This is a genomic window from Cytobacillus sp. T106, assembly GCF_040492155.1.
Taxonomy (GTDB): domain Bacteria; phylum Bacillota; class Bacilli; order Bacillales; family Cytobacillaceae; genus Bacillus_AB; species Bacillus_AB infantis.
Genome location: NZ_JBEUMK010000003.1, coordinates 25,577 through 51,443, shown reverse-complemented (window position 1 = coordinate 51,443; position 25,867 = coordinate 25,577). Strand labels below are relative to the sequence as shown.

Here is a 25,867-nt window from a genome sequence, read left to right as displayed (position 1 = left end):
GAGAGAAGTTCATGAGAGCAGTATTGCTGGTAGGCCATGGAAGCAGAGATCCCGAAGGAAATGTCCAGGTAAGGGAATTTATCAGGGAGCTTGAGCCCAGGCTCGATTCCTCGCTTTTGGTAGAAACATGTTTCCTTGAATTTGAAATGCCGACAATCAGCCAGGGAATACAAGCTTGTGTAAGAAAAGGAGCCAAGCATATTGTCGTTATCCCGATCATGCTCCTTCCGGCAGGACATTCCAAGATTCATATTCCTGCGGCGATCGATGAAGCAAAAGAGCATTATCCCGGCGTACAGTTTACATACGGCAGACCCATCGGCATTCACGAGGAAACTTTTGAAATCAGCAAGACCCGGCTTGAAGAAGCCGGTGAAAACTGGCGGGAGAGTGAAGAAGGGACAGCTGTCATCCTTCTTGGCAGAGGGGGAAGCGATCCGGACGCAAATAGCGAGCTTTTCAAAATTGGCCGCCTTCTCTGGGAAAAGACCTCCTTTAAGCTGGTTGAACCGGCATTTATGGGTGTTTCAGACCCTCTCATTCAGGAGGGGGTAGAAAGATGCATAAAGCTTGGAGCAAAAAGAATCATCATTCTGCCGTACTTCCTGTTTACCGGTATTCTGATCAAAAGGCTTGAAAACATGATGGAAGGCTTTACAGCTGCCCACCCGGAAATTGAATTCAAGCTTGCCGGCTATTTTGGATTTCATGAAAGGCTGCATACCATTATAAAAGACCGGATTGATGAGGCCCTTCTAGGGGATGTGAAAATGAACTGTGATACATGCCAGTATCGCCTCGCGGCAATGGAGCATATCGATCACCACCACCATCATGACTATGATCACCATCACCATCATGAGCACGGCGATCACCATCATGACCATGCCCACACCCATGCCGGAGAAGAGCATCAGGAAAAAGAGGTTCAAAAGATATGATCCTCTGCCTTGCCGGCACCAGTGATGCAAGAGAACTGGCAGTGGAAATGAAAAAAGCAGGCTACGATGTCATTACTTCTGTCGTGACTGATAACGCTGCGCTGGAGTTGGAAAAGAAGGGGCTGGAAGTACGTGTCGGCAGGCTGTCAAGGGAGGAATTCTCCGACTACATAAACTTACAGAATATCAAAGTGATCGTCGACGCGAGCCACCCTTTTGCTGAGGAGGCGAGCCGGAACAGCATCCAGGCAGCCGCAGATGCAGAAATTCCTTATATTCGCTATGAAAGGGCTTCCCAGTCTTTTGAGGATGAGAGGATTACCTTCGTTTCCAGTTATGAGGAAGCAGCAGTGGCTGCGGAAGGAAAGAAGGGTGTCATCATGCTGACGACCGGAAGCAAAACACTGCAGATTTTCACGGACAAGCTTCTTGGAGACCCGGATATCCGGCTGGTAGCCCGCATGCTCCCCCGTAAAGACAATATGGAGAAATGTGCTGAGCTTGGTTTTCCGCAAAAAGATATCGTTGCGATGCAGGGACCTTTCACAAAAGAATTTGATAAAGCCCTGTACAGGCAGTTTGGTGTAACGGTCATGATAACGAAGGAAAGCGGGAGGGCCGGGTCAGTAAGTGAAAAATTGGAGGCAGCAAAGGAGCTCGGAATCGATGTGATTGTGATCAGGCGCCCCGAAATCAGCTATGGAATTAAGTACTCCATTTTTTCAGATGTACTGGACCATCTGGGCCGGCTGGCGCCAAACATAAAAAGGAGGCAGGAAAGTGGACTTTAAGATAGACTTTAAGCCGGTGACTGTTCAGCCGGAAATGATTGAAGTGAAGAGCTTTGAAATGATTGATGAAGAAATTGGCGCACATCCCTATACAGAGGAGCAGTATCCGGTCGTCCGCAGGGTCATCCATGCATCCGCAGATTTCCAGCTGGGGAAAAGCATGCTGTTCCATCCGGATGCTGTCACAGCAGGGATCAAAGCCATCCGGAGCGGCCGGCCGGTGGTTGCTGACGTCCAGATGGTCCAGGTTGGTGTGAGCAAACAGCGTATCGAAAAGTACGGAGGCAGTGTGAAAGTATATATTTCCGATCCTGATGTAATGGCGGAGGCAAAGCGCCTGAATACGACAAGGGCAATTGTATCCATGCGGAAAGCGGTCAAGGAGGCGGAAGGAGGCATTTTTGCGATCGGAAATGCCCCGACAGCCCTGCTGGAACTGATCCGGCTTATTAAAGAAGGCGAGGCCAAGCCGGGCCTGATCATCGGTCTCCCGGTCGGTTTTGTTTCCGCGCCGGAGTCCAAAGAAGAACTGGCCAAGCTTGATGTTCCTTTTATCACCAATGTCGGCAGGAAAGGCGGAAGCACAATAACGGTTGCAGCATTGAATGCCATCTCCCTGCTGGCAGAACAGGTTTAAAGCATGGAAGCGGCCGAAGAGAAAAAGCTTAGGCGGGGGTATACGACAGGCGCCTGTGCAGCGGCTGCCACAAAGGCTGCCCTGACTGCCCTCATTACAAAGGAAGAGCAGCCGGAAGCAACGATTCTTTTACCGGTCGGCGAGTTCGCGACTTTTTCCATGGAGGAATGCCTGTTTGCGGAGGAATCTGTACTGGCTGGTACGGTAAAGGATGGGGGAGATGATCCGGATGCCACCCATGGGGCGCTCATCCAATCACAGGTGTCCTGGCATCCCGGGCAAGGGATCATTCTGGACGGCGGACTTGGGGTTGGGCGTGTGACCAAACCAGGCCTGCCGGTGCCAGTCGGGGAAGCGGCCATCAATCCGGTGCCACGGAAGATGATCCTGGAAGCGGCAAAAGAAGTGCTTGGCCGCTTCGGGGTCCAAAGAGGCATCAAGATCATCATCTCGGTCCCCATGGGGGAGGAGCTGGCAAAGAAAACACTGAACGGCCGCCTGGGAATCATCGGTGGCATATCGATATTGGGGACGAGAGGGACGGTCATCCCTTTCTCCACCTCTGCCTACAAAGCCAGCATCGTCTCGGCCATCAATGTGGCGAAGGTGAGCGGCTGTGATCATGTGGTGATCACTACCGGCGGCAGAAGTGAAAAATATGCGATGCAGCAGTATCCGTTTCTCCCGGAGGAAGCCTTCATTGAAATGGGGGACTTTGTCGGATTTACCCTAAAGCAGTGTAAGCGGGCAGGAATGAAAAAGGTGTCGATGGTTGGCATGATGGGCAAGTTTTCAAAGGTCGCCCAGGGAGTCATGATGGTCCACTCGAAAAGCGCCCCCGTGGACTTTGAATTCCTGGCAGAATTGGCAAGAGCTGCAGGGGCACCTTCTGAATTGGCGGAGAAAGTCATAGAGGCCAATACAGCTTCCCAGGTTGGGGAGATGATGATGGAAGAGGGGCTCAGCGGTTTTTTTGAACAAATGTGCCGCAGCTGCTGCCTGTCGGGATTAGAGGAAATAAAGGGCGGAATGACAATTGAAACAAGCATTTACACGATGAAAGGAAGCTTGTTGGGAAAGGCGGCAATAGATGGAGAATCCTATTAAAGTGATTGGAATCGGCGAGGATGGCAGAAACACCATTCTGCCGCTTTATGAACAATGGATCTATGAAAGTGAGCTGCTGGTAGGCGGAGAAAGGCAGCTGTCCTGCTTTTCTGACTACCAGGGTGAAACGATAACTATCAAAGGAGGGTTGCGGGAACTGGCCTCAGCCCTGGAAGAGGAAAAGCGGAACACAGTCATTCTGGCTTCAGGCGATCCCCTCTTTTATGGGATCGGCGGATATCTGTCTTCTAAGGTTAAACTGGAAATCTATCCTTTCTTCAGCTCTGTTCAGCTTGCTTTTGCAAGAATGAAAGAGAGCTGGCAGGATGCTTATTTTGCAAGCGTGCACGGCCGCAGCATGAAGGGGCTGATCCAGCGGATGGACGGATGCGGAAAAGTTGCATTGCTGACAGACAAGGAGAATAGCCCTTCAAAGATCGCCCGTTATTTGCTTTCATATGGAGCGGAAGAATACCGGGCGTTTGTTGCTGAAAATCTGGGCAGTGCCGGCGAAAGGACAGGCTGGTATTCACTGGAGGAAATGGCCGCCGCCGATTTTTCATCCCTTAATGTAGTAATACTTAAGAAAACCGGATCTTCACCGGAATGGCCGATCGGCATCCCAGATGAAGAATTCCTCCAGCGCAGGCCGGATAAAGGACTCATTACCAAAAAAGAAATCCGGACATTGAGCTTAAGCGAACTGAAGCTGAAAAAGAACAGTGTGGTTTGGGACATCGGCACCTGCACGGGGTCTATTGCGATTGAAGCAGCTAAAATTGCCCGCGAAGGCGCCGTTTTTGCAATTGAAAAGAATGAGCAAGATCTGGAAAACTGCCATCAGAATATGAAGAGATTCAGGACCGATTTCACGGCTGTCTGCGGGAAAGCGCCTGAAGGGCTGGAGGGTTTCCCTGATCCGGATGCTGTATTCATAGGCGGCACAGCTGGAGGCATGGAGGAAATACTCGATGTATGCTGCAGCCGCTTAAGGCCGGCTGGGCGGATTGTGCTGAACGCTGCCACGATAGAATCACTGGCAGGGGCTGTAAAAGCATTCAAAGATAGAGGGTATGATGCTTCCGTCACCTTGGCGCAGATTTCAAGAAGCAAACCGATACTGCAATTGACACGATTCGAAGCGCTGAACCCGGTGTATATCATCTCAGCGAAGCGGAAGGAGGAAGCATGATGCATGGGACATTATACGGTCTCGGAGTCGGGCCTGGGGATCCTGAGCTGATCACGGTCAAGGCATTCCGTGTTTTGAAGGAATCGCCTGTAATCGCTTATCCGAGAAAGCGGAAGGGAAGCAAGAGCTACGCCCATCAGATTGTCGACGTGTACATAAATGCAAATGAAAAAGAAATGCTCGGCCTTGTTTTTCCAATGACAAAGGATCCGGAGATACTGGAAAAAGAATGGAGCGCCACAGTGGAAATGGTATGGCAGAGGCTGGCCGAAGGCAAAGATGTCGCCTTTGTCACAGAAGGGGATCCTTTATTATACAGCACCTTCATCCATATGATGAAGCTGATGAAAGAGAAGCATCCCGAAATCATGATTAAAACCGTGCCAGGCATCTCTTCCATCAACGGGGCCGCTTCAAGGCTGGGCATTCCCCTTGCAGAGGGAGATGACCATGTAGCCATCATCCCTGCCCGCGACGATTATGAGGTGATGAAAAAGGCTCTGCTGGAGAACGACTGTGTCATTTTTATCAAAGTGGCCAAGGTGATGGATGTCATGCTTAAGCTTCTGAGGGAGCTGAATCTTCTGGATAAGGCCTCAGTCGTGACGAAGGTTACATCCGGCGAAGAAATCATATGGAAGATTGATGAATTGGAGCATGCGGAACTTGAATATTTAACACTGATGGTGGTGAGGAAATAATGAAGCTTTACATTATCGGAGCGGGCCCGGGAGCAGCCGACCTGATCACTGTAAGGGGATTGAAGCTCCTGCAGAAGGCGGACTCCGTATTTTATGCAGATTCACTCGTAAGCGAGGACCTGATTTCCCAGGCGAAGGAAGACGCGGAAGTGATAAAGACCGCAGGGATGCATCTGGAGGAGATGGTTGGTGCAATGGCAGAGCGCCTTTTGACAGGAAAAAAGGTGGTTCGCGTGCATACTGGCGATCCTGCTGTATACGGGGCCATTCTTGAACAGATGGCATTGCTGAAGGAAAGGGGCATTGAAACGGAAATCGTCCCTGGAGTGAGCTCGGTTTTTGCTGCAGCAGCTGCTGCCGGAGCGGAGCTCACCATACCAGATTTGACGCAGACCGTGATTCTGACAAGGGCAGAGGGCCGGACGCCGGTCCCTGATGCGGAGAAATTGCGGGAATTGGCGCGGCATCACTGTACGGTTGCACTTTTTCTCAGCGCCACTCTGACGAAGAAAGTGGTAAAAGAATTCACCGCAGGAGGATGGCAGGATGATACCCCGGTTGCTGTCATCTATAAGGCAAGCTGGCCTGATCAAAAAATTGTGCGCACCACCCTGGAGAGACTGGACGAAGATATGAAGAAGAATGGGATCAGGAAGCAGGCCATGATTCTTGCGGGCTGGGCATTGGATGAGAAAATCCATGAAAAGGATTACCGTTCAAAGCTGTACGATAAGGAATTCACCCATGGGTTCAGGAAAGGAGTTCCGCATTGATGCTCCAGCTTGAAGAAGGGAAAAGGATAGAGGTTGAAACAAATCATGATTATGCCATCGTTGCCATTACCAAGCACGGGACAGATCTTGCCAGAAAGCTCCAGGATGCATTTCAGCAGGCGGACCTGTTTTATATGGCCAAATTTGAAAAAGGGGATGAAGAGGAAAGGGGGGCCTTTCTTTTTACAGGAAGTGTCCGGCTACTCCTGCCGGACCTTTTCCGCACCTACAAAGGCATCATCCTGATTATTTCCCTCGGTGCAGTCGTCAGGATGATCGCTCCGATTCTGAAGGATAAGAAAACAGATCCGGGGGTTGTAGTGATTGACGATAAAGGGCAACATGTGATCAGCGTTCTTTCCGGCCATCTTGGAGGAGCAAATGAGCTTACAAGGGAGGTGGCCGAGATGCTTGGCGCCCAGCCTGTCATCACTACCGCCTCTGATGTCCAGAAAACAATTGCAGTCGACCTGTTTGGAAAACGATTCGGCTGGATCTGGGATTCTGCGGAAAAATTGACCCCTGTAAGTGCCTCTGTAGTTAATGAAGAGAGTGTCGCCATCATCCAGGAGTCCGGTGAAACAGGCTGGTGGCTATACGGGCAGCCCCTTCCAGGACACATAAAGACCTATTCCAGCATCGTGGAAGCCTTGTCAGAAAAGCCTGACGCGGCGCTGGTTGTCACCCACCGCCTGCTTCAGCCATCAGAAAAGGGGATCCTGCAGAATGGCGTATTGTATCGTCCCAAGGTCATTGTGCTTGGGATTGGATGCAACAGGGGGACTTCACAGAAAGAAATCGAGTCGGTCATCAAGGAAACCTTGCAGGATTTGCAGTTTTCCATCAAAAGTGTGAAGGCTATCTGCTCGATTGATATTAAGAAGGATGAAGAAGGGCTCATCAGTGCAGCCGAAAGTCTCGGCTGTGAGTTCCGGGTCTATTCCCCGGCAGAGCTTAATAGCGTCACACTGAAGGAACCATCCGAAACGGTTTTTAAATATACAGGTGCTTATGGCGTCAGTGAACCGGCTGCCATGCTGTACAGCGGTGCTGAAGAACTTGAGGTGGTGAAAAGGAAGTCCGGGAATGTGACCATTTCTGTGGCCCTCATCCCAATTCAAAGCAGGGAAAAGGAGCAGGAGTCCGTATGAACAAAAGAGTGATTATTGCCGGCACAGGCAGCGGAGTGGGCAAAACGACCTTAACTATCGGTCTCATGCGCGCTTTTCGGGATAGGGGCAAGACCGTCCAGGGATTTAAATGCGGTCCCGATTATATCGATACTTCCTATCATACAGCTGTAACCGGCCGTGCCTCCCGTAATTTGGACAGCTGGATGCTGCCGGCAGAGCGGGTGAGGGAAACGTATGTCCGCGGGAGCGGGAATGCCGACATCTCGATTATTGAAGGTGTCATGGGCTTCTTTGATGGAAAGGATCCGCTCAGCAATGAAGGAAGTACAGCTGATATCGGCCTCCTTACCGGCAGTCCGGTTATCCTGGTTGTCAATTGTGCAAGCATGGCAAGAAGTGCTGCTGCCATAGTCAAAGGCTTCCAGACGTTTGCTGAAGGGACGCAGATCAAAGGCGTCATTGCAAACCGGGTCGGAAGTGAAGGGCATTACAAACTCGTAAAGGCAGCCATCGAACAAGAATGCGGCATTCCGGTTGTAGGGTACCTGGAACGGGAGGAAGGGATCGAAATGCCCGAAAGGCATCTTGGACTTGTTCCTTCTATTGAAAGAGGAGAGCTTGAGGCCTTTTTTGAAAGGCTTGGCCAAATGGCTGCAAAAACGATTGACCTTGATAAAATATTTGAATTGGCAGAGGCTGCTCCTCTGGATCAGGAATTAGAACCGTCCTTTGGGAAAAACGAGGACCCGTCAGTGAGGATAGCCGTTGCTAAAGATGCTGCTTTTAATTTCTATTATCCGGAAAACCTGGAGCTGCTGGAGGATTACGGCGCAGAGATTATCTATTTTTCACCATTGGAAGGCGAGTGTCTGCCTGAGGGCGTCGATGGCCTCTATTTGGGAGGCGGATTTCCTGAAGAATTTGCCGGGAAGCTTAGCAGAGGGATCAGGGTAAAGCAGTCGATTAAGAATGCCATTGAAGTGGGACTGCCCACTTTAGCGGAGTGCGGCGGCTTTATGTACCTGACTGATTCCATTGTGACAGCGGACGGACAGGAATATGAAATGGCCGGCGTCATTTCCGGGCAGGCGAGGATGCAAAAGAAGCGGGCAGCCCTCGGCTATCGCGAAGTGACCGGAGAACCGGGGAATTTTCTGCTTCCGGATGGATTACAGGCAAGGGGGCATGAGTTCCATTACTCTGCCTCAGAATTAAACGGCCCCCAGTCTCCAGCCTATACTGCCAATGGTATGAGGGGAGTAAAGAAAGAGGGATTCATGAAGGATTCTCTTGTTGCCGGCTATGTGCATTTTCACTTTGGATCTTGTCCTCAAATGGCGGAAAATTGGGTGAAAAAGTGCAGGGAGAAAAAAGAATCCAATTTTAGACAACAGCCTATTTGAGCAGAAAGGAAGTCGACATTCATGGCTTATTTCCCTGTTTCCCTTGAGTTGGCGGGCAGGCAGGCAGCAGTAATCGGCGGAGGCCGGGTAGCGGAGCGGCGGGTCAAAAGATTGATTAACGCCGGTGCCGTCACTACTGTCATTAGTCCCGTGGCAACAGACTATATCAAACGCTGCCATGAAGAACGGAAACTGACATGGAAGAAAAAAAAGTTCCATCCGGAGGATCTGGAAGGTGCTTTTATCGTGATGGCTGCCACGGACGACTGCGGCATAAATCAAAAGGTATTAGAAGCATGCGCCCCTGATCAGCTGGTGAATCTTGCGGATGATCCGCTGAACAGCCTGATCACCATCCCTTCGACACTGGAGAGAGGAAAGCTCTCCATTTCCGTCCACACTTCAGCTGCCAGTCCGGGGCTGTCAAAAAAGATAGTCAGGGAGCTGGAGCAGCGCTACGACAGCAGTTATGAAGAGTATGTGGAATTTCTGTTTCAAGCCCGGGGCAGGGTCAGACAGGAAGTCGGGAACACGGAGAAAAGGGCGGATATTCTATTTCGTCTACTGGGGGATGAATTTCTGGACTGGACCCGGAACAGGCAATTTGAGAAGAGAGAACAAAAATTGAATGACCTAATAGAAAGGAGCTTCTGTCATGAATAAAGGAACAGTATACCTTGTCGGTGCAGGGCCTGGAGACATTGGCCTCATGACGATATACGGTCTTGAATGCATAAAAAAAGCAGATGTAATTGCCTATGACCGATTGATCAACAAAGAACTGCTTAACCATGCCAAGGCTGATGCAGAGCTTATTTATGTCGGGAAGCTGCCTGGCAGGCATGCGCTCATCCAGGATGAAATCCACACTCTCCTCGTCGAAAAGGCGCTTGCCGGAAAAAACGTGACCCGATTGAAGGGCGGCGATCCCTGTGTGTTTGGCAGGGCAGGTGAGGAAGCAGCGGTACTGGCTGAGCATGGTATCCCTTTCGAAATCGTTCCCGGCGTCACTGCCGGTATCGCAGCGCCTGCCTATGCAGGAATCCCGGTCACACATCGGGAACATGCTGCATCCTTTACCATTGTTACAGGACATGGAAGAAAAGAAAAGGGCATGGACTCTATCAATTGGAAAGCCCTTGCTGAAGGAAGCGACACAATCGCTTTTTATATGGGCGTTGGAAATCTGCCTGCCATCTGCCGGGAACTGATTGTACATGGCAGAAGCAGCAGCACTCCTGCAGCGGTGATTGAATGGGGTACAACAAGCCGCCAGCGGACCGTCACTGGCAGCCTTGAAACGATAGAGGGAGAAGCGGCAAAATCCGGCATCTCCCATCCAGCCATCATCCTAGTTGGAGAGGTCGTCAGATTAAGAGAGAAAATACAATGGTACAAGGAACAGCAGGAAGCAATCCTATTATAAAATCGGGGAGGAGAAAACATGAGTGTGCTGGAATTGCTCGAAAACAGGAGGGCACTGCGAAACTATCAGCCGGCTCCGGTTGAGCGGGAAAAGATAGAAAAACTGCTTTATGCTGCTACATTGGCGCCAAATGATAAGAATCGGGAGCCGTGGAGCTTTTATGTGATCCAGGGGAAAGCCAAACAAGGCTATGAACAGCTGGCCTATGATTATCTGCTAGAACGCTTTCCAGCAAAGCCGAAATTGGTGGAGGCATCGATGAAGGTGGTCCAGGCTACCCCGGCCATGATTGTGGTTGCGTCGGATATAGCAGAAAACGATGATGAAGCGACGGTGGATAATGAATATGCCGCCTGCTGCGCCATCCATTCGATGTGGCTGGCAGCAGAGGAATTGGGACTTGGTTTTGTCTGGAGGACAAGAGGTGTGGGCCTTGTCCGCGACAGGCGCTTATATGAATTCATCGGCTCCCCGGCAAATAAAAAAATTGTCGGGACAGTGTTCTTTGGTTATCCTGACCCGGAAGAACAGGAAAAGCTTAAGCCGAAATCGAGGATCGATTTTAAAGAAAAAACAAAATGGCTATAGGGGCAGCCCGCAGGCCAATCAAAAGATCTGACAGGAGAGAATAACGATGAAGAAACCCATTCTGCTGACCGGGACGATGATCCTGGCCTTTGCCGGCTTTTTCTGGCTCAACTCATTCCGCCCCGCCTATGCCATGCATATTATGGAAGGCTTCCTTCCGGTCGGCTGGGCAGTTTTCTGGTGGGCGGCAGTCATACCCTTTATGATTGCGGGCTTCCGTTCCATCAAAAAAACTTTGGCTGAAAAGCCGGAGCTCAAAATACTGCTCGGTTTATCAGGTGCATTTGCCTTCGTACTATCAGCCTTAAAAATACCGTCGGTTACAGGAAGCACATCACATCCGACCGGCGTGGGACTGGGAGCCATTCTTTTCAAGCCTGCTGCCATGAGTGTAGTCGGTTCGATCGTTCTGCTTTTTCAGGCCTTGCTTCTGGCTCATGGCGGATTGACAACCCTGGGAGCCAATGCCTTCTCCATGGCAGTGGTCGGCCCTTTTGCCGCCTATGCCGTTTTCAGGGGCGGACTGAAGCTTGGGCTGTCTTTTTCAATATCTGTATTTCTGGCTGCGATGCTGGGGGACCTTGGAACCTATCTAACGACGAGCATCCAGCTGGCGCTTGCCTTCCCGGCTGAAGCCGGCGGCTTTTTGGCATCATTCACAAAGTTTTCCGGAATATTTGCTGTTACACAGATTCCGCTGGCCATCAGTGAAGGGCTATTGACTGTCATTGTCATCAATCTGATTCAAAAATATAATCTGCCGGAATTCAAGCAGCTCTCCATCATGAAGGAGGCAAAGTACTGATGAAAAATCTTGTTCTCTTTATTATGGTTATTCTAATTGCAGCCATCCCGTTGATTTTCATTCAGGATGCAGAATTTGGCGGAGCCGACGGCCAGGCGGAGGAGGCTGTAAAAGAAGTGGCTCCTGACTACACTCCATGGATTGGAAACCTCTGGGAAGCGCCGAGCGGTGAGATTGAGAGTCTGCTGTTTTCGGTCCAGACTGCTATTGGTGCAATCATAATAGGCTATGCCATCGGCTTCGGCAGGGCCAGGAAAAAATATACCAAATAGACCGATATGCTGAAAATAGATGAATACGCATATAGCAGCAGGCTGAAGCACATCCACCCGGCAGAAAAGGCCGTGCTTTCTGCGGGATGCCTGTTATTCTCTGTCATTACCCAAAATATGTGGATTGCACTTTGCGTAAGCTTTCTAATGTGTCTTCTCACTGTTTGGGCAGCGGGAATCCCATTGACTTACTATGTAAAGCTTCTGCTTCTCCCAGCCATGTTCCTCGCTACAGGAACGCTGCCTATCTTCCTTTCCATCATTCCTGCTGATGCAAAAAGCGCAGGTATCTGGCATGCCAATATCGGCTCTTGGAAGCTGTATATTGACGAGAGCGGGCTAGAGCAGGCTTGCCATCTTGCAGCAGGAGCAGCTGCAAGCGTCCTCTGCCTGTATTTCCTTATATTGACCACCCCGGTGCAGCAAATTATGTGGCTGCTCCAGAAGCTGAAACTTCCAGGCATTGTGCTAGACCTGACAGGCTTTACATACCGTTTCATTTTCGTGCTGCTGGAAAAGAGCAGGGAAATTCACCTCGCCCAAACCAGCAGGCTTGGCTACCAGAATCGAAGAACCTGGCTGGCCTCAATGGCCAAGCTTGCAGCAGGGCTTTTTATTAAATCAATCATGACTGCCAGGGAGCTCGAAACCGCTATTGAGAGCCGTGGGGGAAGCGAGGGGCTGTATAGGATGGATATCAGGCAAGAGACAAGGGCAGGCAATTGGATCGCCATCCTCATCATACAGTCTATGCTGCTAATTTTAACCTTGATGTAAAAGGAGGTCACGCCTATGAAAGAGCCATTCCTTTATCTGGACCATGTATCCTACAAATACGGCGACGGTACTCCCGCCCTCAGCGAGATTACGATTTCTATAGAACACGGCAGGAAAATTGCACTGCTGGGGAATAACGGGGCAGGAAAATCAACGCTGCTTTGCCTTTTGAATGGAATAATCAAGCCTTCAAAGGGCTGCCTTTATTATAAAGGAAGGAAATTGTCCCACACCCGCAAAGAAATACGGCAGCTGCGCCAAAAGGTTGGCATCGTCTTTCAGAATTCTGATTCCCAGCTGTTCTCTTCCAGTGTATATGAAGACATTGCTTTTGGGCCAAGGAATCTGGGTCTGGATCCGCAGGAAATGGACCGGCGGGTGCAGCTGGCGATGGAACTGACAGAAACGGAGGAGCTGAAGGAAAAGCCGCCGCACTTATTAAGCATCGGGCAGAAAAAAAGGGTAGCCATTGCAGGTGTTGCAGCTATGCATCCAGAGCTATTGGTGCTTGATGAGCCCTTTGCCGGACTTGACCCGTACTATCAAAGAAAGATAGGTATGCTGCTTGAAAAATTCAGTGAACAATCTAAAACTATTCTGCTCTCAACCCATGACGTCGATTTTGCCTATGAATGGGCGGACGAAATTATCCTTTTGCACAACGGCCGCCTTCTGTTCCAGGGTACGCCTAAAGAGGTATTCAGGAAACGGGATTCAATAGAGAAATGTCACCTGCAGATGCCCTGGATCTTGGAAATTTTTGATAGATTGCAGCAAACGGATAAAGAATCCTATAAGCACATTCCCGGCTCAAAAGAGGAACTATTCGATATGATGAAAGCCACCGGAAAGGGCAGGAAGGCTGAGATTCTTTTTTAGGAGAGCAGAAAGATAGATTTATTCCATATATAAGCCGGTTGACTGCTAAAAGTAGAAGCATAGAACGGACCTTAAATTTTTATTCATGGATAGATAGGATAGATAGAGACCAATCAATGCATGATGGCTTACTAGAGAAGTCGCTCATGTATAGAAAAAGCCGTATCGATCCATGAAGGCCATCAAAAGAAGCTGCTCATGTATAGAAAAAGGACGAATTGATACATGAAGGCCATCAAAAGAAGCTGCTGATGTATAGAAAAAGGACGAATTGATACATGAAGGCCATCAAAAGAAGCTGCTTATGTATAGAAAGAGGCCCAATCAATACATGATGGCTATCAAGAGGAGCCACTTATGTATAGAAAATGGCCCAATCGATGCATGACTGCCATCAAAGGAAGCCGCCCTTGTATAGGAAAAGGCCCGACCGATGCATGAAGGCCATCAAAAGAAGCCACTCATGTATAGAAAAAGGCCCATTCGATGCAAGACGGCCATCAATAAAACTACTCATGTATAGAAAGAGAACTATTGATGCAAGACTATCACCAAAAAGCATCTATGAATGAAAAGCGTCATTCCCAAAAAAATAATTTTTACATCTGCAGCTGCTTCAACTCATAAAAGCTCCCTTGCTGATGCATCAGCTCCTCATAGGTGCCAAATTCTATACATCGGCCATCCTGGATGACGGCGATTTTGTCAGCGTTTCGGATGGTAGAGAATCGGTGAGCCACGATAAAAGTAGTGCGGCCCCTGGTCAAGGTGTCCAATGCCTCCTGGATTTTTTTCTCGGAATGGCTGTCAAGGGCAGAGGTTGCTTCATCCAGAATGATGACCTCAGGATTCCGGATCAGTGCTCTGGCGATGGAGATCCTTTGCCGCTGTCCGCCCGAGAGCTTATCCCCATGCTCGCCTATCCGGGTGTCCAGGCCGTCCGGGAGTTTTTTTACTACCTCCCACAGATTTGCTGCTTTCAGTACTTTTTTCAGCTCATCTTCTGATACTGACAGCTTGCCGTAGGTGACATTTTGCCGGATGGTTCCTGAAAAAAGAATCGTTGATTGCGGGACAACCGCTAGATGGTTGCGGAACGATCTTAGATCAATCTCTGCCATATCATGTCCGTCCAGGAGGATTTTTCCTTCACTCGGCTGAATAAAGCCGATCAGCAGATTGAGAATCGTTGATTTGCCTGAGCCGGATTCACCGACAAAGGCAATGGTTTCACCTTGTTTGACTTCAATTGTGATGTCCTGCAAGGTATTTTCATAGGCGCTGGGGTATCTGTAGCTGACATGCTGGATGGAAAAGCTGCCGTGCACCTTTTTTAGCTTCGGTTTGTTTTCATAGTTTTCCACCTCTCCTGCAGTCAATATTTCGCCAATGGAGTTAACGGACTCAAGCCCCTTGGCAATCGTCGGGATCAAGGTAATCATGCCGGAAACAGAGTTCACCACTGTTGTAAAATAGGTCTGGTACATAACGACCTCACCTGGTGTGATAGAGCCGCGATAGGCTAGGATGCCGGTGAAAACCAGGCAGATAATCTGGAAGATCTGGAAGCTTGCCCAGCTGACTGAGCCGAATAAGGATTGGATGATATCCAGGTGGAAGCCTTTTAACAGTATCTGCTGAAAGCGGTGGTTGAGGCGTTTAACCTCCTGCTTCTCCAGGGCATGCGCCCTTGCAATTGGCACCAGCTCAATCATTTCAATGACCCGGGCAGAGGTTTCTTCCATTTCCTGCCTGAATTCAGAATTCGAGTTTTTTATTTTTTTCCGGAAAACAACAATGATAAGTGCGGAAATCGGAACGGTAAGGATAAAAAACAGGAAGACAACAGGGCTGTTGTAGAGCGTGATGGCCAATGCCACTATCAGGTTAATAAAGATATTCAGCAGGCTTACGAAAACCTGGGAAGACAGTGTTTGGACCGCTTCAACGTCACGCATGATTTTCGACTGCAGCCGGCCTGACTGCATTTCCTTCTGGTAGGGGATGGAGAGCTCCTGCAGTTTTTTAATGAGCGACGCCCGCAGGCCGGATTCAACGCTGCGGATCGCATAGCTGTGCAGCTTTGTATGGTAATAGTTTGAAAGGATATTCTGCAGCACAAGGGCGATCATCACGATGGCATTAATATAGATAGTGCGGATGCCGTTTCCCCCGTGATTGGTGGCTGCATTAATGACATTGGCAATGGCAATGGGCATGACCCATGCAGGGATATGCTTGATCGTGAATAGGACGGCAGAATAAAACAGCTTTAAAGCATGGCCTTTATAAAGACCCAGCAGTACTTTAAGGGAATTCTGCTGATTTTGTTTATAAATATTTTGTATAAAAGAGTCCTCCAAAGCATTCCTCTCCTTGATGCCCATGTTAGCTGCTATTTCAGCAGGTTTTTTAAAGGCAGATCGCTTTCTTTGATCTTTTCAGCAATTAAATGCGCTACTGCCTCGGCGCCTTTTTCATTGAAATGGGTGTTATCTGCAAGTCCATCCGGATAATTCGGTGATTCACCTGGAGCCAGATGCAGGAAGTAAGAGGCTGATTCTCTATGTTCCATGCTATTAAAAAAATCACGTGTGGCTTTGTGGGTGTCCAGGAGCGGCACCTGATTTTTTTCGGCAAACTGCTTCATGGCTTCAGGAAAATCCCCGACTGAATTCTCATCAATGTTACCGCCGCCGTCGTACTTTCTCCTGGTGACAGGAGTGAACAGCACAGGATGAGCTTGATTCCTTCTGGCAGTCTCTACATACTCCATAAGGTTTTCCTGAAAGTCGCCATAGGGACGGGTTCCGCGTTCAGGATCCTCTGTTTTCTGATCGTTATGCCCAAACTGGATGATCAGGTAATCGCCTGGAGAGATGCTGCTTTCAATTGAAGCCAGATGTCCCTGATTGATAAACGATTTTGTGCTTCTGCCATTGATGGCCCGGTTATCCAGGACAGCATTACTTTTGAGGTAATGTTTAAAGGGTTCACCCCAGCCGGTTTCCGGGCGCTTCTCAGGCAATTTGACAGCGGCAGTAGAGTCGCCGGCGATAAAGATGGTGGTTTTTTGATTCATAATCATGCACTCTCTTTCCGGGGAATTTATCAATCTGTCAATTTGTTAACGTTAACATTTTAATGTTAGATTAAAAAAGCCACTATATTAATAGATCATATTATGCTATCATCTATTTAATGGCGGACAAGTTCGAAATTTCTGTATATTTATGTTAACGCTCACATTATATAAAACCGGCTATCAGAAAGTCAAACAAATTGAAGCAGGCATCTAATCATTTCGTTTGATTCATTTATAGATTGTTGATAACGCTTTCATTTATGATATGGCGGAAAACAAGGAGTTGAACATTTTGAGGAATGGCAGAGTGTTTTACAAGCTGTTTATCCCATTCTTTTTATTGGGGATAGGTCTAGTGGCAGGCTTCAGCCTTTTTATCTATAACTCGACTTACAATTCAGTTGAGGAAAGCTTTCTAAAGGATAAGGAAAGCTACACCAAACAAATTCTGCATAATGTTGAGCAGAAGGTCAGGACCATTGAATATGGCTATACCGCCTACAGCTCTACAGCAAGCTTTAAGGAAGTTTTCACAAGACCGCTTTCAGGCAGGGATTTTGAGGTATACCAGGATATCATCAAAGAAATGAGCTATATAGAGATGATGGGAATAGAGGGCAGCAAATACAGTCTCATCAGCCTGGCGGAAAAATGGGGAATCGTTAATGAATCTTTAAAGAAGCTGACTCCTGAAGAATATTATGCGTATAAGGACCAATACATAAATGATAATGACCGCAATCTCTTCTGGAAGCCGACGGATGAAGGCATAGAAATGGTCATGACACTCCCATTCTATCAGCGCGAGAAATTTGCCCTTGGAATTGCCAATATCCCGAGGAGGAGCATTGATCAAATCGTCGGGGAAAAAGATAACAGGGTTGAAATTTATAACAGTCAGGATAAGCTCTTATATTCCAGTGTGAATGAGGGAAGCAGCCTGACAGAAACAAGCTTTAATGAGGTGAAAGCTGCCGCCGAAGCAGGGGGGGAGAAAGCAGAAGTCTATAAAGCTGAAAATGGAAAAAAATATGTTTTCCTTGAGGCTGATTATAACCATTGGCTGTATCTTGTGGAAATCAACGAAAACGAAATCGGAAGCATCATTCACAATACAAGGCAGGGGCTGATTCTTGCTTCTGTCATTTTAATTCTTCTTGTTGGCGGCATATCCTACCTTTTGGCAGATTCTTATTCCAGGCCAATCAAAAAAATCCAGGATAGATTGTCACAGGGCGGGACCAGCCTTAAGCAAAATGGGCTTTCCTTCCTTGCTGCCTCTGTCGACCGGATCGTCGATCAGAATGAATTGCTCACTGAAAGCTTATCTAAACAAAAGCCGGAGCTTGAAACATTGTTTGTTCTGAGTCTGTACAGGAAGCGAATTGCTGAAAAGGATATCCAGCACAGGCTTGAGCAGTTTGACTATCATTTTGGAGCAGACAAGGTCTTTTATACCGGTCTTATCCAGATTGACCAAATGGACGGCGGGCAGAATGCCGATAAAGATATCTTCCTGCTGGCAATCAATCATATTGTGCGCGAGGTCGTCCCGAAGGAGGAAAGGCTGATTCCGATTGTTCTCAATGATGAGATGCAAGCAACGATCTTTGCCTGCGACAAAGAACAGGAAGCTCAACGCCAGATCATGATGTATTACGAGGAAATCCAGGAAAAAGTAAAGGAAACGCTCAATCTAGTTGTAAGTGTTGGCGTCAGCCCGGTGTATTATTCACTGATAGACAGCAAAAAAGCAGTAGATCTGGCAAAAGAGTCGCTTCATTACCGTGTAAATGTCGGGCCAGAAAGCATCATATTTTACCACGACATTTCCTCAATGCTGAATGATGCTTCGATTTCCAAATTTCCGATTGAGTTGCACAATGAATTGATGAGTGCAATCCGCTCCGGCAGGGAGGAAGAGGTTCGGAACCTGACAGGTTTGCTTGTCGATGAAATCTTCAGGCTGAACAAAAACCCGATCAGTCTGGGTGTCACTCTGGTCAGGGTTATCAATGATCTTGTCCAATTAGGACAGCTGCTTGGGGCAGAGTCGAATATATTCGAAAATATTAAGAAGCTCTACCAGACAGCCATGAATGCCTATTATCCGGAAAAAATCAAAGACATGCTATTCCAGCAGCTGATTCAGCCGGTCATCATCAGTACACAGAGCAACACTGAGCAGGGCTTCAAAAACATATCCGATAAAATTGTCTATATTATCCAAAGTGAATTTGACCAGGAGATTTCCCTTGAAATCATTGCTGACAGGCTTCATTACAATCCGAATTATTTAAGCAATGTGTTTAAGAAGGAATATGGGGAGAATTTTGTGGATTATTTAATGAATTACCGGCTTCAGATGGCGCAGATGTGGCTGAAGGAAACAGATATGACAGTTAAAGAGATAGCCGAAAAGCTGCAATACCGGAACTCGCAGAATTTTATCCGTTTTTTCAAAAAGAAATTGGGTAAGACTCCCGGGGATTACCGGAAGGAGTACCGCCGATAATAGAACAGCGCAAAAGCTTCTTTCTTTTGAAGAAGCTTTTGTTATGCTGCCCTTCTTACTGGAGCTTACCTTTTACCCCAATAAAAAATTTCTGCACTACGCAATTCGCTAAAAGAAATCTGTCTGCCATCATGTAAGGCTTCACCTTATAAAACAGCTTATAGATAAATAGTTTCCTGCTTTAAAAGTATCATTATTACGCAAATACTTCTTGAATCCTTGATGTATTAACCTTTATAAGCGTAATCATAAAATGATTATATACGTAATTTTCCTGCTTTTAGTATTCTTAAAGTACCGTTAAGCCAGAAGGTCACACTCTATCGAAAACGCTGCCAAGCATGAATAATAGGCGCAAGGTAATCAAAGAAGGATATAAGCAAGTACAGCGCAGCCGGAAAACAGGGATGGAGGCTAAGCAGAACCTCTATTTCTATTTCAACTTCAAACCACAGTTAGAAACCGGAGGGATTTTAAAATGCAGGATAGAAATTGGTCTGTGAGGACAGCCGATTCCATTATGGAAAGAACTCCCTTATTGTTCGAGGACAAGAGCTATAATGGCAAATGGGCATATGATTATGGTGTGGTTCTAAAAGGATTCCATCTCGTATGGAAGAGTACCGGAGACCGGAAGTATTTTCAGTTTATAAAAGAAAATATGGATCACTTCATCAATGAAGACGGCTCCATCAACCGGTATGAGATGGAAGATTACAATATTGACCATATCAACAACGGGAAGCTGCTATTTGTTTTATATCGTGAAACAGGAGATGAGAAGTACAAAAAAGCAGCCGGCCTTCTCCGCAGGCAGCTGGAAACACACCCGCGCACCTCAGAAGGCGCTTTTTGGCATAAAAAGATCTATCCCTATCAAATATGGCTTGATGGTTTATATATGGGTGCGCCTTTTTATGCGGAATACCAGAGGGCATTTATGGATGGAGAAGGACTTGAAGATATCATCAGCCAATTCAAGATAAGCCTCAACCATTTATTAGATGAAAAAACCGGACTGCTTTATCACGCGTGGGATGAGAAAAAGGAGCAGCCTTGGGCAGATAAAGAAACGGGTCTGTCGGCCAATTTCTGGGGCCGTTCCATGGGCTGGTATCTCCTTGCGCTCACTGATGTGCTGGAGGCCATTCCAGAAGGCACTGCAGACAGGGGCTTTCTTGTCAAAACGCTTGAAAAAACGCTTGAAGCGCTGGTCAGCTATCAGGATGAAGAAAGCGGTGTGTGGCATCAGGTCGTCGATAAGCCAAATGAAAAAGGAAACTATCTCGAAGCATCCTGCAGCAGCATGATTGTCTGTGCAATGGCCCGGGGAATCCGGCTGGGGGTCCTCCATAGGGAAAGATGGGAATCGCAGCTGCAAAAATCCCATCAAGGTCTGCTGGATGAATTTGTTCTTTTGACAAAAGAAGGCTGGGTGAATTTGAACAAAAACTGCCAGGTGGCAGGGCTCGGCGGACCAGAAAAGAGGGACGGGACATATGCCTATTATATTAGTGAGCCGGTTACCTGCAACGACCAGAAAGGGCTTGGGGCATTTTTGCAGGCAGCGGCTGAGTTTGAATATCTGATGAACAGGAGCGTTGATCATGGCAGTCTATCATATTAGCAAATATATAAACGGGAAAGCCGGACTTGCAACCCAAGGCATCCAAAAGGCAATTGATGAAGCCTATCAGAATGGCGGAGGCAAGGTGGTGATTCCAGCCGGCGAGTTCCTTACTGGCGCAATATTCCTTAAAGATAATATTGAACTTCATCTGGAGAATGGCGCCCTTTTAAAGTTTTCCGACAAGCAGGAGGATTATCCGGTAGTAACATCGCGCTGGGAGGGTGTCAAGCGTGAGGTATACGCATCGTGCCTGTTTGCAGAAGGAGCCAGAAATATTGCTGTAACAGGATTTGGCACGATTGACGGTAATGGAATGGAGTGGTGGGATGTTTTCAGGAACCGCAGGGAGGAACTGAAATATCCGCGTCCGAAGCTGATCAGTTTTGACAATTGTGAGCACATCACCCTTCGTGATGTCCGCCTGATCAATTCTCCAAGCTGGACAGTCAATCCGATCCGGTGCCAGGATGTGACAGTCGATAACATTAGCATTCTCAATCCTGCCGACTCACCTAACACGGACGGAATCGATCCTGAATCGTGCAGGAATGTAAGGATCAGCAATTGCCATATTGATGTCGGGGATGACTGCATTGCCATAAAGTCGGGCACAGAGGATACCGAAGAAAGAGTATCCTGCGAGAATATCACGATTACCAATTGTACGATGGTCCATGGCCATGGAGCTGTCGTGTTCGGCAGTGAAATGAGCGGAGATATCCGCAATGTGACAATCAGCAACTGTGTCTTCCAGGATACAGACAGGGGAATCCGCTTTAAATCAAGGCGCGGCCGCGGCGGAGTTGTAGAGGATGTCCGTGTCGACAATATTGTGATGGAGGGGGTCATCTGCCCATTCATTATCAATCTCTACTATTTCTGCGGACCGCGCGGGAAAGATCAATATGTTTGGGACAAAAATCCATATCCCGTTACTGCTGAAACCCCTATGTTCCGCCGCCTCCATTTTGCCAATATTACAGCGAGGAATGTGCACGCGTCAGCCGGATACATTTACGGCCTGGCAGAACAATATGCAACCGATATTACTTTCAGCCAGATTGATATTTCACTTGCGAAAAATGCCGTACCCGGCAAGCCTGCCATGATGGCCGGGATTGAGGATATGGCGAACCGCGGCTTTTACGTCGGCTTTGCGAAGGATGTCCTGTTCAGCCGGGTGACGATTGAAAATCATGAAGGGCCAGCCTTCCATATAGAACACAGCGAGGATGTTGAAGTCATCTCCTGCAAATCAAGGAACACAAAGGAAGGTGAAGAGCTGGTCAGGGAAGTGGCGGCAAAATGACAGCTGCAGATAAACGCCGGAAGCTTCTGAGCCTGCTGGGTGACCGCTCTGTTCCAGAAAATCATGAGCACCAGGTGCTGATGATTGAGAAAAGGCAGGGTTATGTACTGGAGACATTGATGCTGAGCCTGAATGGCCTGGAAACAGTGCCGGCCTATTTTGCAAAGCCTCTTAATGCCTCTGCCCCTTTGCCTGCCGTCATTTACTGCCATTCTCATGGCGGGAATTTTGAGAACGGTAAAGACGAGCTGCTGACAGGCAGCCCTTACCTGGTTGAACACTCTTTTATTGAAGAGATCACGGGGCTGGGATTTGCCGTCTGTGCCATAGATATGTGGGGATTCAATGAAAGAAGAGGAAAGCAGGAAAGCGAATTGGTCAAGGAGATGCTGCTGAAGGGCCAAACATTGTGGGGGATGAGGGTCTTTGACAGCATGTCCCTGATTGATTATCTTCAGGGCCGCCCGGATGTGGATGGAGAACGCCTTGCCGCCATCGGGATGTCGATGGGCGGACTGATGAGCTGGTGGCTCTCTGCACTGGACGAAAGGATCAAAGTTTCAGTTGACATTGCAGCACAGGTGCATATCGAAACACTGATGGAAAAACGCGGACTTGATCATCATGGCTTCTATTATTATGTTCCGGGTCTGCTGAAGCATTTTTCAACTTTAGCAGTCCAGGAGTTGATTTTACCGAGATCGCGCCTTAGCGTAATCGGCAAAGACGACCGCCTGTGTCCAGCGGAAGGAGCTGTATTTTTGAACAGCAGCCTTAAGGATTCTTATGAAAAGCGGCAGGTTCCCGGGAATTGGGAAGGACGGATTTTGACAGGTGGACATCAGGAAACGAAGGAAATGAGAGAATTATGGAAAGCTTTTTTAATAGATCATCTGTGAACATAAAAAAACGATTTCAATAGAATGACATACACTTCGGACTTGGTGCAATCGATCTTTGCCAGCCTGAGTATGAAGGGCTTATAAAGAAAGGCTATCGGAATAAACTATTCCGGCCTTTTTTTTTGGCCAGTAACATCCGGAGCATACTGTCTGTTTCTCTATTTTACAAATCTTTTAGTACAGCATCCGCCTCTCTGCCCGCTCATAAGCTAGCAAAGATTTCCTGCAAATAGGAATAACGAATGTATGGAAGGGTAATTTAAATAAAAATTACAGCGTTTACATGAGCAGGAGGAGAAAATGATGAGAAAGAAAATCACCCTTGTTGGCGGTTCGGGTACGATTGGCACGGTCTTATATAACGGTCTTAGCCCCAAATACGATATCGTCATTCTTGATAAAAAAAAACCTGAACAGACAGCAGAGTTTATTCAAACAGATGCAGCCGATTATGAGGACCTTGTGGAAAACATTCCAAAGGATACGGATGTGCTTGTTAATCTGCTGACAATCAAGACAGACAATGATCTGGAGAATCTAAAGGAATTCCACATGATGACCAGCATCCATTTTATCGCTTCATTTTATATCCTCCATGCTGCCGATTCTCTCGGAATTCCCAAAGTCGTATTTGCAAGCAGCAATCATGCAGCTGATTATTATGAAAAGGATGGCTATTCTTCTTTGGGCAGAGAGATCACACCGCAGGATTTTCCTATATCCATAGGGTTGTACGGTGTTTTAAAATATGCATCTGAAGGCATCGGGCGAATCATGGCCCGGAACGAAAACAATCGCCTTTCAGTGATCAATTTAAGGATCGGAAGCGTTCTTCCAGATGAAAAGGAAGCCGTAAAGGAAGATGACAGGCTGCATAGAACTCTTTTATCACATGAAGATGCTGTACAGCTGTTTGATCTCGCCATCCAGTCGACTGTTAAAAATGGCACCTATTACGGTGTGTCAGATAATGCGGACAAACCCTGGTCTACAGAAACAGCCTGGAAAGAGCTTGGGTTTGTTTCAAAGAAAAATGCACAGCAGGTATTGAAAGAGAATCGTGAATAAACCCAGGAGGCTGGCCCCGGAAGAGCGCCAGCCTATTAATATGGCACTTGAAATTGAAATGGCCTATGTTTGGCTGGAGGAATCTGAATGTATGAACCAGATTAATATTAAAGCAAAAAAAAAGCAGCTGAAACTGTAACGGGTTCCGTTACGAGGTGCAAAAAGAGATAAAGCGTCAAAAAAACAATACAATAACAGGTTATTTAAACAGTAAAACGGCAGCCATTACGCTGCCGTTTTCTTTATTTCGTCTAAGGTGCGGTTCGAAGAAATTCATCTGTAAATTCCATAATTAAAGCGTAAATAAAAAGGCTTATTGGTAACAGATTTACAATCAAAGCAAAAATTCTTTTAGCTAATTTTTCTCTGCTAAACATTGAAATAATGCTAAAAGGGATGCCAATCAAGGAAATGAGAAATACGAGTAATCCAATCACTTTTGGTATCGGTGTGTATATGGATATAGGAATAACAATAATTGTAACTATTGCTATTATGAATGAGATTTTGGTGAATATCTTTAGATTTTTCCTTTCCAAATTAATGCACCTCTCATTTTATTTAACAGGGTATTTGCTAAAATAATCATCTCATATAGATTATATCTTTTAAAGTGAAAACCTTCTCTGTTAAACCCAATCGTTGTGCCGGAGTACCAACTTCAGATTTAAATCCCGTTGTTTTAAACGGGATGCAAAAGTAAAAATAAGAGAGCAAAATCTTTGCGATTTCACTCTCTAAATGTACTGCTAATTATAATGGTAGCACCCTAGAACGGAACCCGTTACTGTAACAGCTGCTTTTTTTGTATTTATACTTCTTATTTCATTGGAAATTGCAGGAAACCCTATGGAAAGGTTTTTAAGCCTTAACAGAACCAACCATAGCTCCTTTAACGAAGTATTTTTGCAGGAATGGATAAACGATAAGCATTGGAACAGTTGCAACCGTTATAACAGCCATCTTAACGGTTTGAGCAGGAGGTACAACATCTACTGCGGAAGAGTCTGCCTGCATGCCGCTTGATACGATAACAATTTGGCGAAGCAATACTTGAACCGGCCACTTATTGGAATCAGTCAGATAAAGGATGGCGTTTGTATACTGATTCCAATATGCAACCGCATAAAACAAAGAAATGGTAGCGATCGAGGGAAGCGATAATGGAAGCATGATTTTAAAGAAAATCATCAAGTCATTGCATCCATCCACTTTTGCTGATTCTTCCAGGCTATCAGGAATGGCTGAAAAAAAGTTTCTCATGATAATAAGGTTAAATGCATTAATGGCGATCGGCAAAATTAAGGACCAGTACGAGTCGATCAAGCCAAGGCTCTTTACTACTAGATAGGTAGGAATCATGCCGCCGCTAAATAACATTGTAAATACTACAAGAAAATTAATTGCACTTCTTCCTGTTAGATACCTTCGTGACAATGAATAGGCCATAAAAGCTGTTAAAACCATACTGACAAATGTTCCGACTAATGTTACGAGAATTGAGACAGTCATACTTTTAAAAATCGTTGGTGTCGAAAAGATATACTCATATGCACTCAGTGAAAATGTAGTAGGGAACAGGATGAAGTCTTTAGCCACCATCTCTTCTGTAGTTGCGAACGAGCTGGCAATTACGTTAATAAAGGGAATTAGGCAGGCTAAGGCGATGAGCAGCAGGATCGCATGGTTAACAAAGTCAAATATGCGATTCCCAAAAGATTTGTCGTGCATTTGAGAATCCCTCCATATTGAAGTTAATTTTTTCTTGAGTTAACTATATCAGCATAAAAAATGGTACGTCCATAATCATTTTTCATCCAACTGTTATATGGAAAGGATCGGACATTCATTGAGCTTTCTTATCACTCTACAAGAAATCTTAGCTACATACTCATTTACAAAAATGGATAATCATTTTATATGATTGATGACG

Annotated in this window: 25 protein-coding genes; 21 read left to right on the top strand and 4 right to left on the bottom strand. The window is 46.9% G+C overall.

The features are described from left to right. Positions 1 to 11: 11 nt before the first annotated feature. The 16 genes from ABU165_RS07885 (at position 12) to ABU165_RS07810 (ending at position 13,425) form a co-directional block, all read left to right on the top strand. Entirely contained in the window at positions 12 to 941 is a 930-nt protein-coding gene (locus ABU165_RS07885; protein ID WP_318060037.1) for a sirohydrochlorin chelatase, read from the top strand. After that, on the top strand, positions 938 to 1,732 hold the full coding sequence (gene cobK, locus ABU165_RS07880; RefSeq protein ID WP_318060036.1) for a precorrin-6A reductase: 795 nt from the start codon (positions 938 to 940) through the stop codon (positions 1,730 to 1,732). Before ABU165_RS07885 ends, cobK begins: the two co-directional genes overlap by 4 nt. Then, entirely contained in the window at positions 1,722 to 2,369 is a 648-nt protein-coding gene (locus ABU165_RS07875; RefSeq protein ID WP_318060035.1) for a precorrin-8X methylmutase, read from the top strand. The genes cobK and ABU165_RS07875 overlap by 11 nt, the downstream gene beginning before the upstream one ends. Before the next feature lie 3 nt (positions 2,370 to 2,372). Continuing rightward, positions 2,373 to 3,476: a cobalt-precorrin-5B (C(1))-methyltransferase gene (locus ABU165_RS07870; RefSeq protein ID WP_318060034.1), complete on the top strand. Its 1,104-nt coding sequence runs from the start codon at positions 2,373 to 2,375 to the stop codon at positions 3,474 to 3,476. Then, entirely contained in the window at positions 3,460 to 4,668 is a 1,209-nt protein-coding gene (cbiE, locus tag ABU165_RS07865; protein ID WP_318060033.1) for a precorrin-6y C5,15-methyltransferase (decarboxylating) subunit CbiE, read from the top strand. Before ABU165_RS07870 ends, cbiE begins: the two co-directional genes overlap by 17 nt. Further along, entirely contained in the window at positions 4,668 to 5,369 is a 702-nt protein-coding gene (gene cobI / locus ABU165_RS07860; RefSeq protein WP_318060175.1) for a precorrin-2 C(20)-methyltransferase, read from the top strand. The genes cbiE and cobI overlap by 1 nt, the downstream gene beginning before the upstream one ends. Next, a complete protein-coding gene (gene cobM / locus ABU165_RS07855; RefSeq protein ID WP_318060032.1) occupies positions 5,369 to 6,142 on the top strand; it encodes a precorrin-4 C(11)-methyltransferase in 774 nt (257 codons plus the stop codon). Before cobI ends, cobM begins: the two co-directional genes overlap by 1 nt. Further along, on the top strand, positions 6,142 to 7,293 hold the full coding sequence (locus ABU165_RS07850) for a cobalt-precorrin 5A hydrolase (protein WP_318060031.1): 1,152 nt from the start codon (positions 6,142 to 6,144) through the stop codon (positions 7,291 to 7,293). Before cobM ends, ABU165_RS07850 begins: the two co-directional genes overlap by 1 nt. Continuing rightward, positions 7,290 to 8,678 carry a cobyrinic acid a,c-diamide synthase CobB gene (locus ABU165_RS07845; protein ID WP_318060030.1) on the top strand — a complete coding sequence of 463 codons (1,389 nt, stop codon included), beginning with the start codon at positions 7,290 to 7,292 and terminating at the stop codon, positions 8,676 to 8,678. Before ABU165_RS07850 ends, ABU165_RS07845 begins: the two co-directional genes overlap by 4 nt. Before the next feature lie 21 nt (positions 8,679 to 8,699). Continuing rightward, entirely contained in the window at positions 8,700 to 9,341 is a 642-nt protein-coding gene (locus tag ABU165_RS07840) for a precorrin-2 dehydrogenase/sirohydrochlorin ferrochelatase family protein (RefSeq protein ID WP_318060029.1), read from the top strand. Continuing rightward, complete coding sequence (gene cobA, locus ABU165_RS07835; protein ID WP_318060028.1) at positions 9,334 to 10,104, top strand: uroporphyrinogen-III C-methyltransferase; 771 nt, start codon at positions 9,334 to 9,336, stop codon at positions 10,102 to 10,104. The genes ABU165_RS07840 and cobA overlap by 8 nt, the downstream gene beginning before the upstream one ends. Before the next feature lie 18 nt (positions 10,105 to 10,122). Then, positions 10,123 to 10,692, top strand: a complete 570-nt coding sequence (locus ABU165_RS07830; protein WP_318060027.1) for a nitroreductase family protein — start codon at positions 10,123 to 10,125, stop codon at positions 10,690 to 10,692. Between the two features lie 76 nt (positions 10,693 to 10,768). Continuing rightward, complete coding sequence (locus ABU165_RS07825) at positions 10,769 to 11,497, top strand: energy-coupling factor ABC transporter permease (protein WP_318060174.1); 729 nt, start codon at positions 10,769 to 10,771, stop codon at positions 11,495 to 11,497. Then, positions 11,497 to 11,769: an energy-coupling factor ABC transporter substrate-binding protein gene (locus ABU165_RS07820; RefSeq protein WP_318060026.1), complete on the top strand. Its 273-nt coding sequence runs from the start codon at positions 11,497 to 11,499 to the stop codon at positions 11,767 to 11,769. The genes ABU165_RS07825 and ABU165_RS07820 overlap by 1 nt, the downstream gene beginning before the upstream one ends. A gap of 6 nt (positions 11,770 to 11,775) precedes the next feature. Beyond that, complete coding sequence (gene cbiQ, locus ABU165_RS07815) at positions 11,776 to 12,546, top strand: cobalt ECF transporter T component CbiQ (RefSeq protein ID WP_318060025.1); 771 nt, start codon at positions 11,776 to 11,778, stop codon at positions 12,544 to 12,546. A 15-nt stretch (positions 12,547 to 12,561) separates the two neighbouring features. Continuing rightward, positions 12,562 to 13,425: an energy-coupling factor ABC transporter ATP-binding protein gene (locus ABU165_RS07810; RefSeq protein ID WP_318060024.1), complete on the top strand. Its 864-nt coding sequence runs from the start codon at positions 12,562 to 12,564 to the stop codon at positions 13,423 to 13,425. Positions 13,426 to 14,024: 599 nt separating this feature from the next. On the opposite strand, the gene ABU165_RS07805 is transcribed toward ABU165_RS07810, so the two are convergent. Together ABU165_RS07805 and ABU165_RS07800 are read right to left on the bottom strand one after the other, a co-directional pair. Then, positions 14,025 to 15,788: an ABC transporter ATP-binding protein gene (locus ABU165_RS07805; RefSeq protein ID WP_318060023.1), complete on the bottom strand. Its 1,764-nt coding sequence runs from the start codon at positions 15,786 to 15,788 to the stop codon at positions 14,025 to 14,027. A gap of 32 nt (positions 15,789 to 15,820) precedes the next feature. Then, positions 15,821 to 16,507, bottom strand: a complete 687-nt coding sequence (locus ABU165_RS07800; protein ID WP_318060022.1) for a rhamnogalacturonan acetylesterase — start codon at positions 16,505 to 16,507, stop codon at positions 15,821 to 15,823. A gap of 295 nt (positions 16,508 to 16,802) precedes the next feature. On the opposite strand from ABU165_RS07800, the gene ABU165_RS07795 reads away from it, so the two are divergent. From ABU165_RS07795 to ABU165_RS07775, 5 genes are all read left to right on the top strand, one after another. Beyond that, complete coding sequence (locus tag ABU165_RS07795) at positions 16,803 to 19,025, top strand: helix-turn-helix domain-containing protein (protein WP_318060021.1); 2,223 nt, start codon at positions 16,803 to 16,805, stop codon at positions 19,023 to 19,025. A gap of 478 nt (positions 19,026 to 19,503) precedes the next feature. Next, a complete protein-coding gene (locus ABU165_RS07790) occupies positions 19,504 to 20,652 on the top strand; it encodes a glycoside hydrolase family 88/105 protein (RefSeq protein ID WP_318060020.1) in 1,149 nt (382 codons plus the stop codon). Further along, the gene (locus tag ABU165_RS07785; RefSeq protein ID WP_318060019.1) at positions 20,633 to 21,964 is read left to right on the top strand and encodes a glycoside hydrolase family 28 protein; all 1,332 of its coding nucleotides are present in this window, start codon (positions 20,633 to 20,635) and stop codon (positions 21,962 to 21,964) included. Before ABU165_RS07790 ends, ABU165_RS07785 begins: the two co-directional genes overlap by 20 nt. Then, positions 21,961 to 22,863: a dienelactone hydrolase family protein gene (locus ABU165_RS07780; protein WP_224951783.1), complete on the top strand. Its 903-nt coding sequence runs from the start codon at positions 21,961 to 21,963 to the stop codon at positions 22,861 to 22,863. The genes ABU165_RS07785 and ABU165_RS07780 overlap by 4 nt, the downstream gene beginning before the upstream one ends. Before the next feature lie 303 nt (positions 22,864 to 23,166). After that, the gene (locus ABU165_RS07775; RefSeq protein WP_318060018.1) at positions 23,167 to 23,934 is read left to right on the top strand and encodes an NAD-dependent epimerase/dehydratase family protein; all 768 of its coding nucleotides are present in this window, start codon (positions 23,167 to 23,169) and stop codon (positions 23,932 to 23,934) included. A 251-nt stretch (positions 23,935 to 24,185) separates the two neighbouring features. Here ABU165_RS07775 and ABU165_RS25185 read toward each other — a convergent pair whose 3' ends face one another. After that, positions 24,186 to 24,473, bottom strand: a complete 288-nt coding sequence (locus tag ABU165_RS25185) for a 2-acyl-glycerophospho-ethanolamine acyltransferase (RefSeq protein ID WP_396349969.1) — start codon at positions 24,471 to 24,473, stop codon at positions 24,186 to 24,188. A gap of 322 nt (positions 24,474 to 24,795) precedes the next feature. Then, on the bottom strand, positions 24,796 to 25,665 hold the full coding sequence (locus ABU165_RS07770; protein ID WP_009791026.1) for a carbohydrate ABC transporter permease: 870 nt from the start codon (positions 25,663 to 25,665) through the stop codon (positions 24,796 to 24,798). Positions 25,666 to 25,867: the final 202 nt, after the last annotated feature.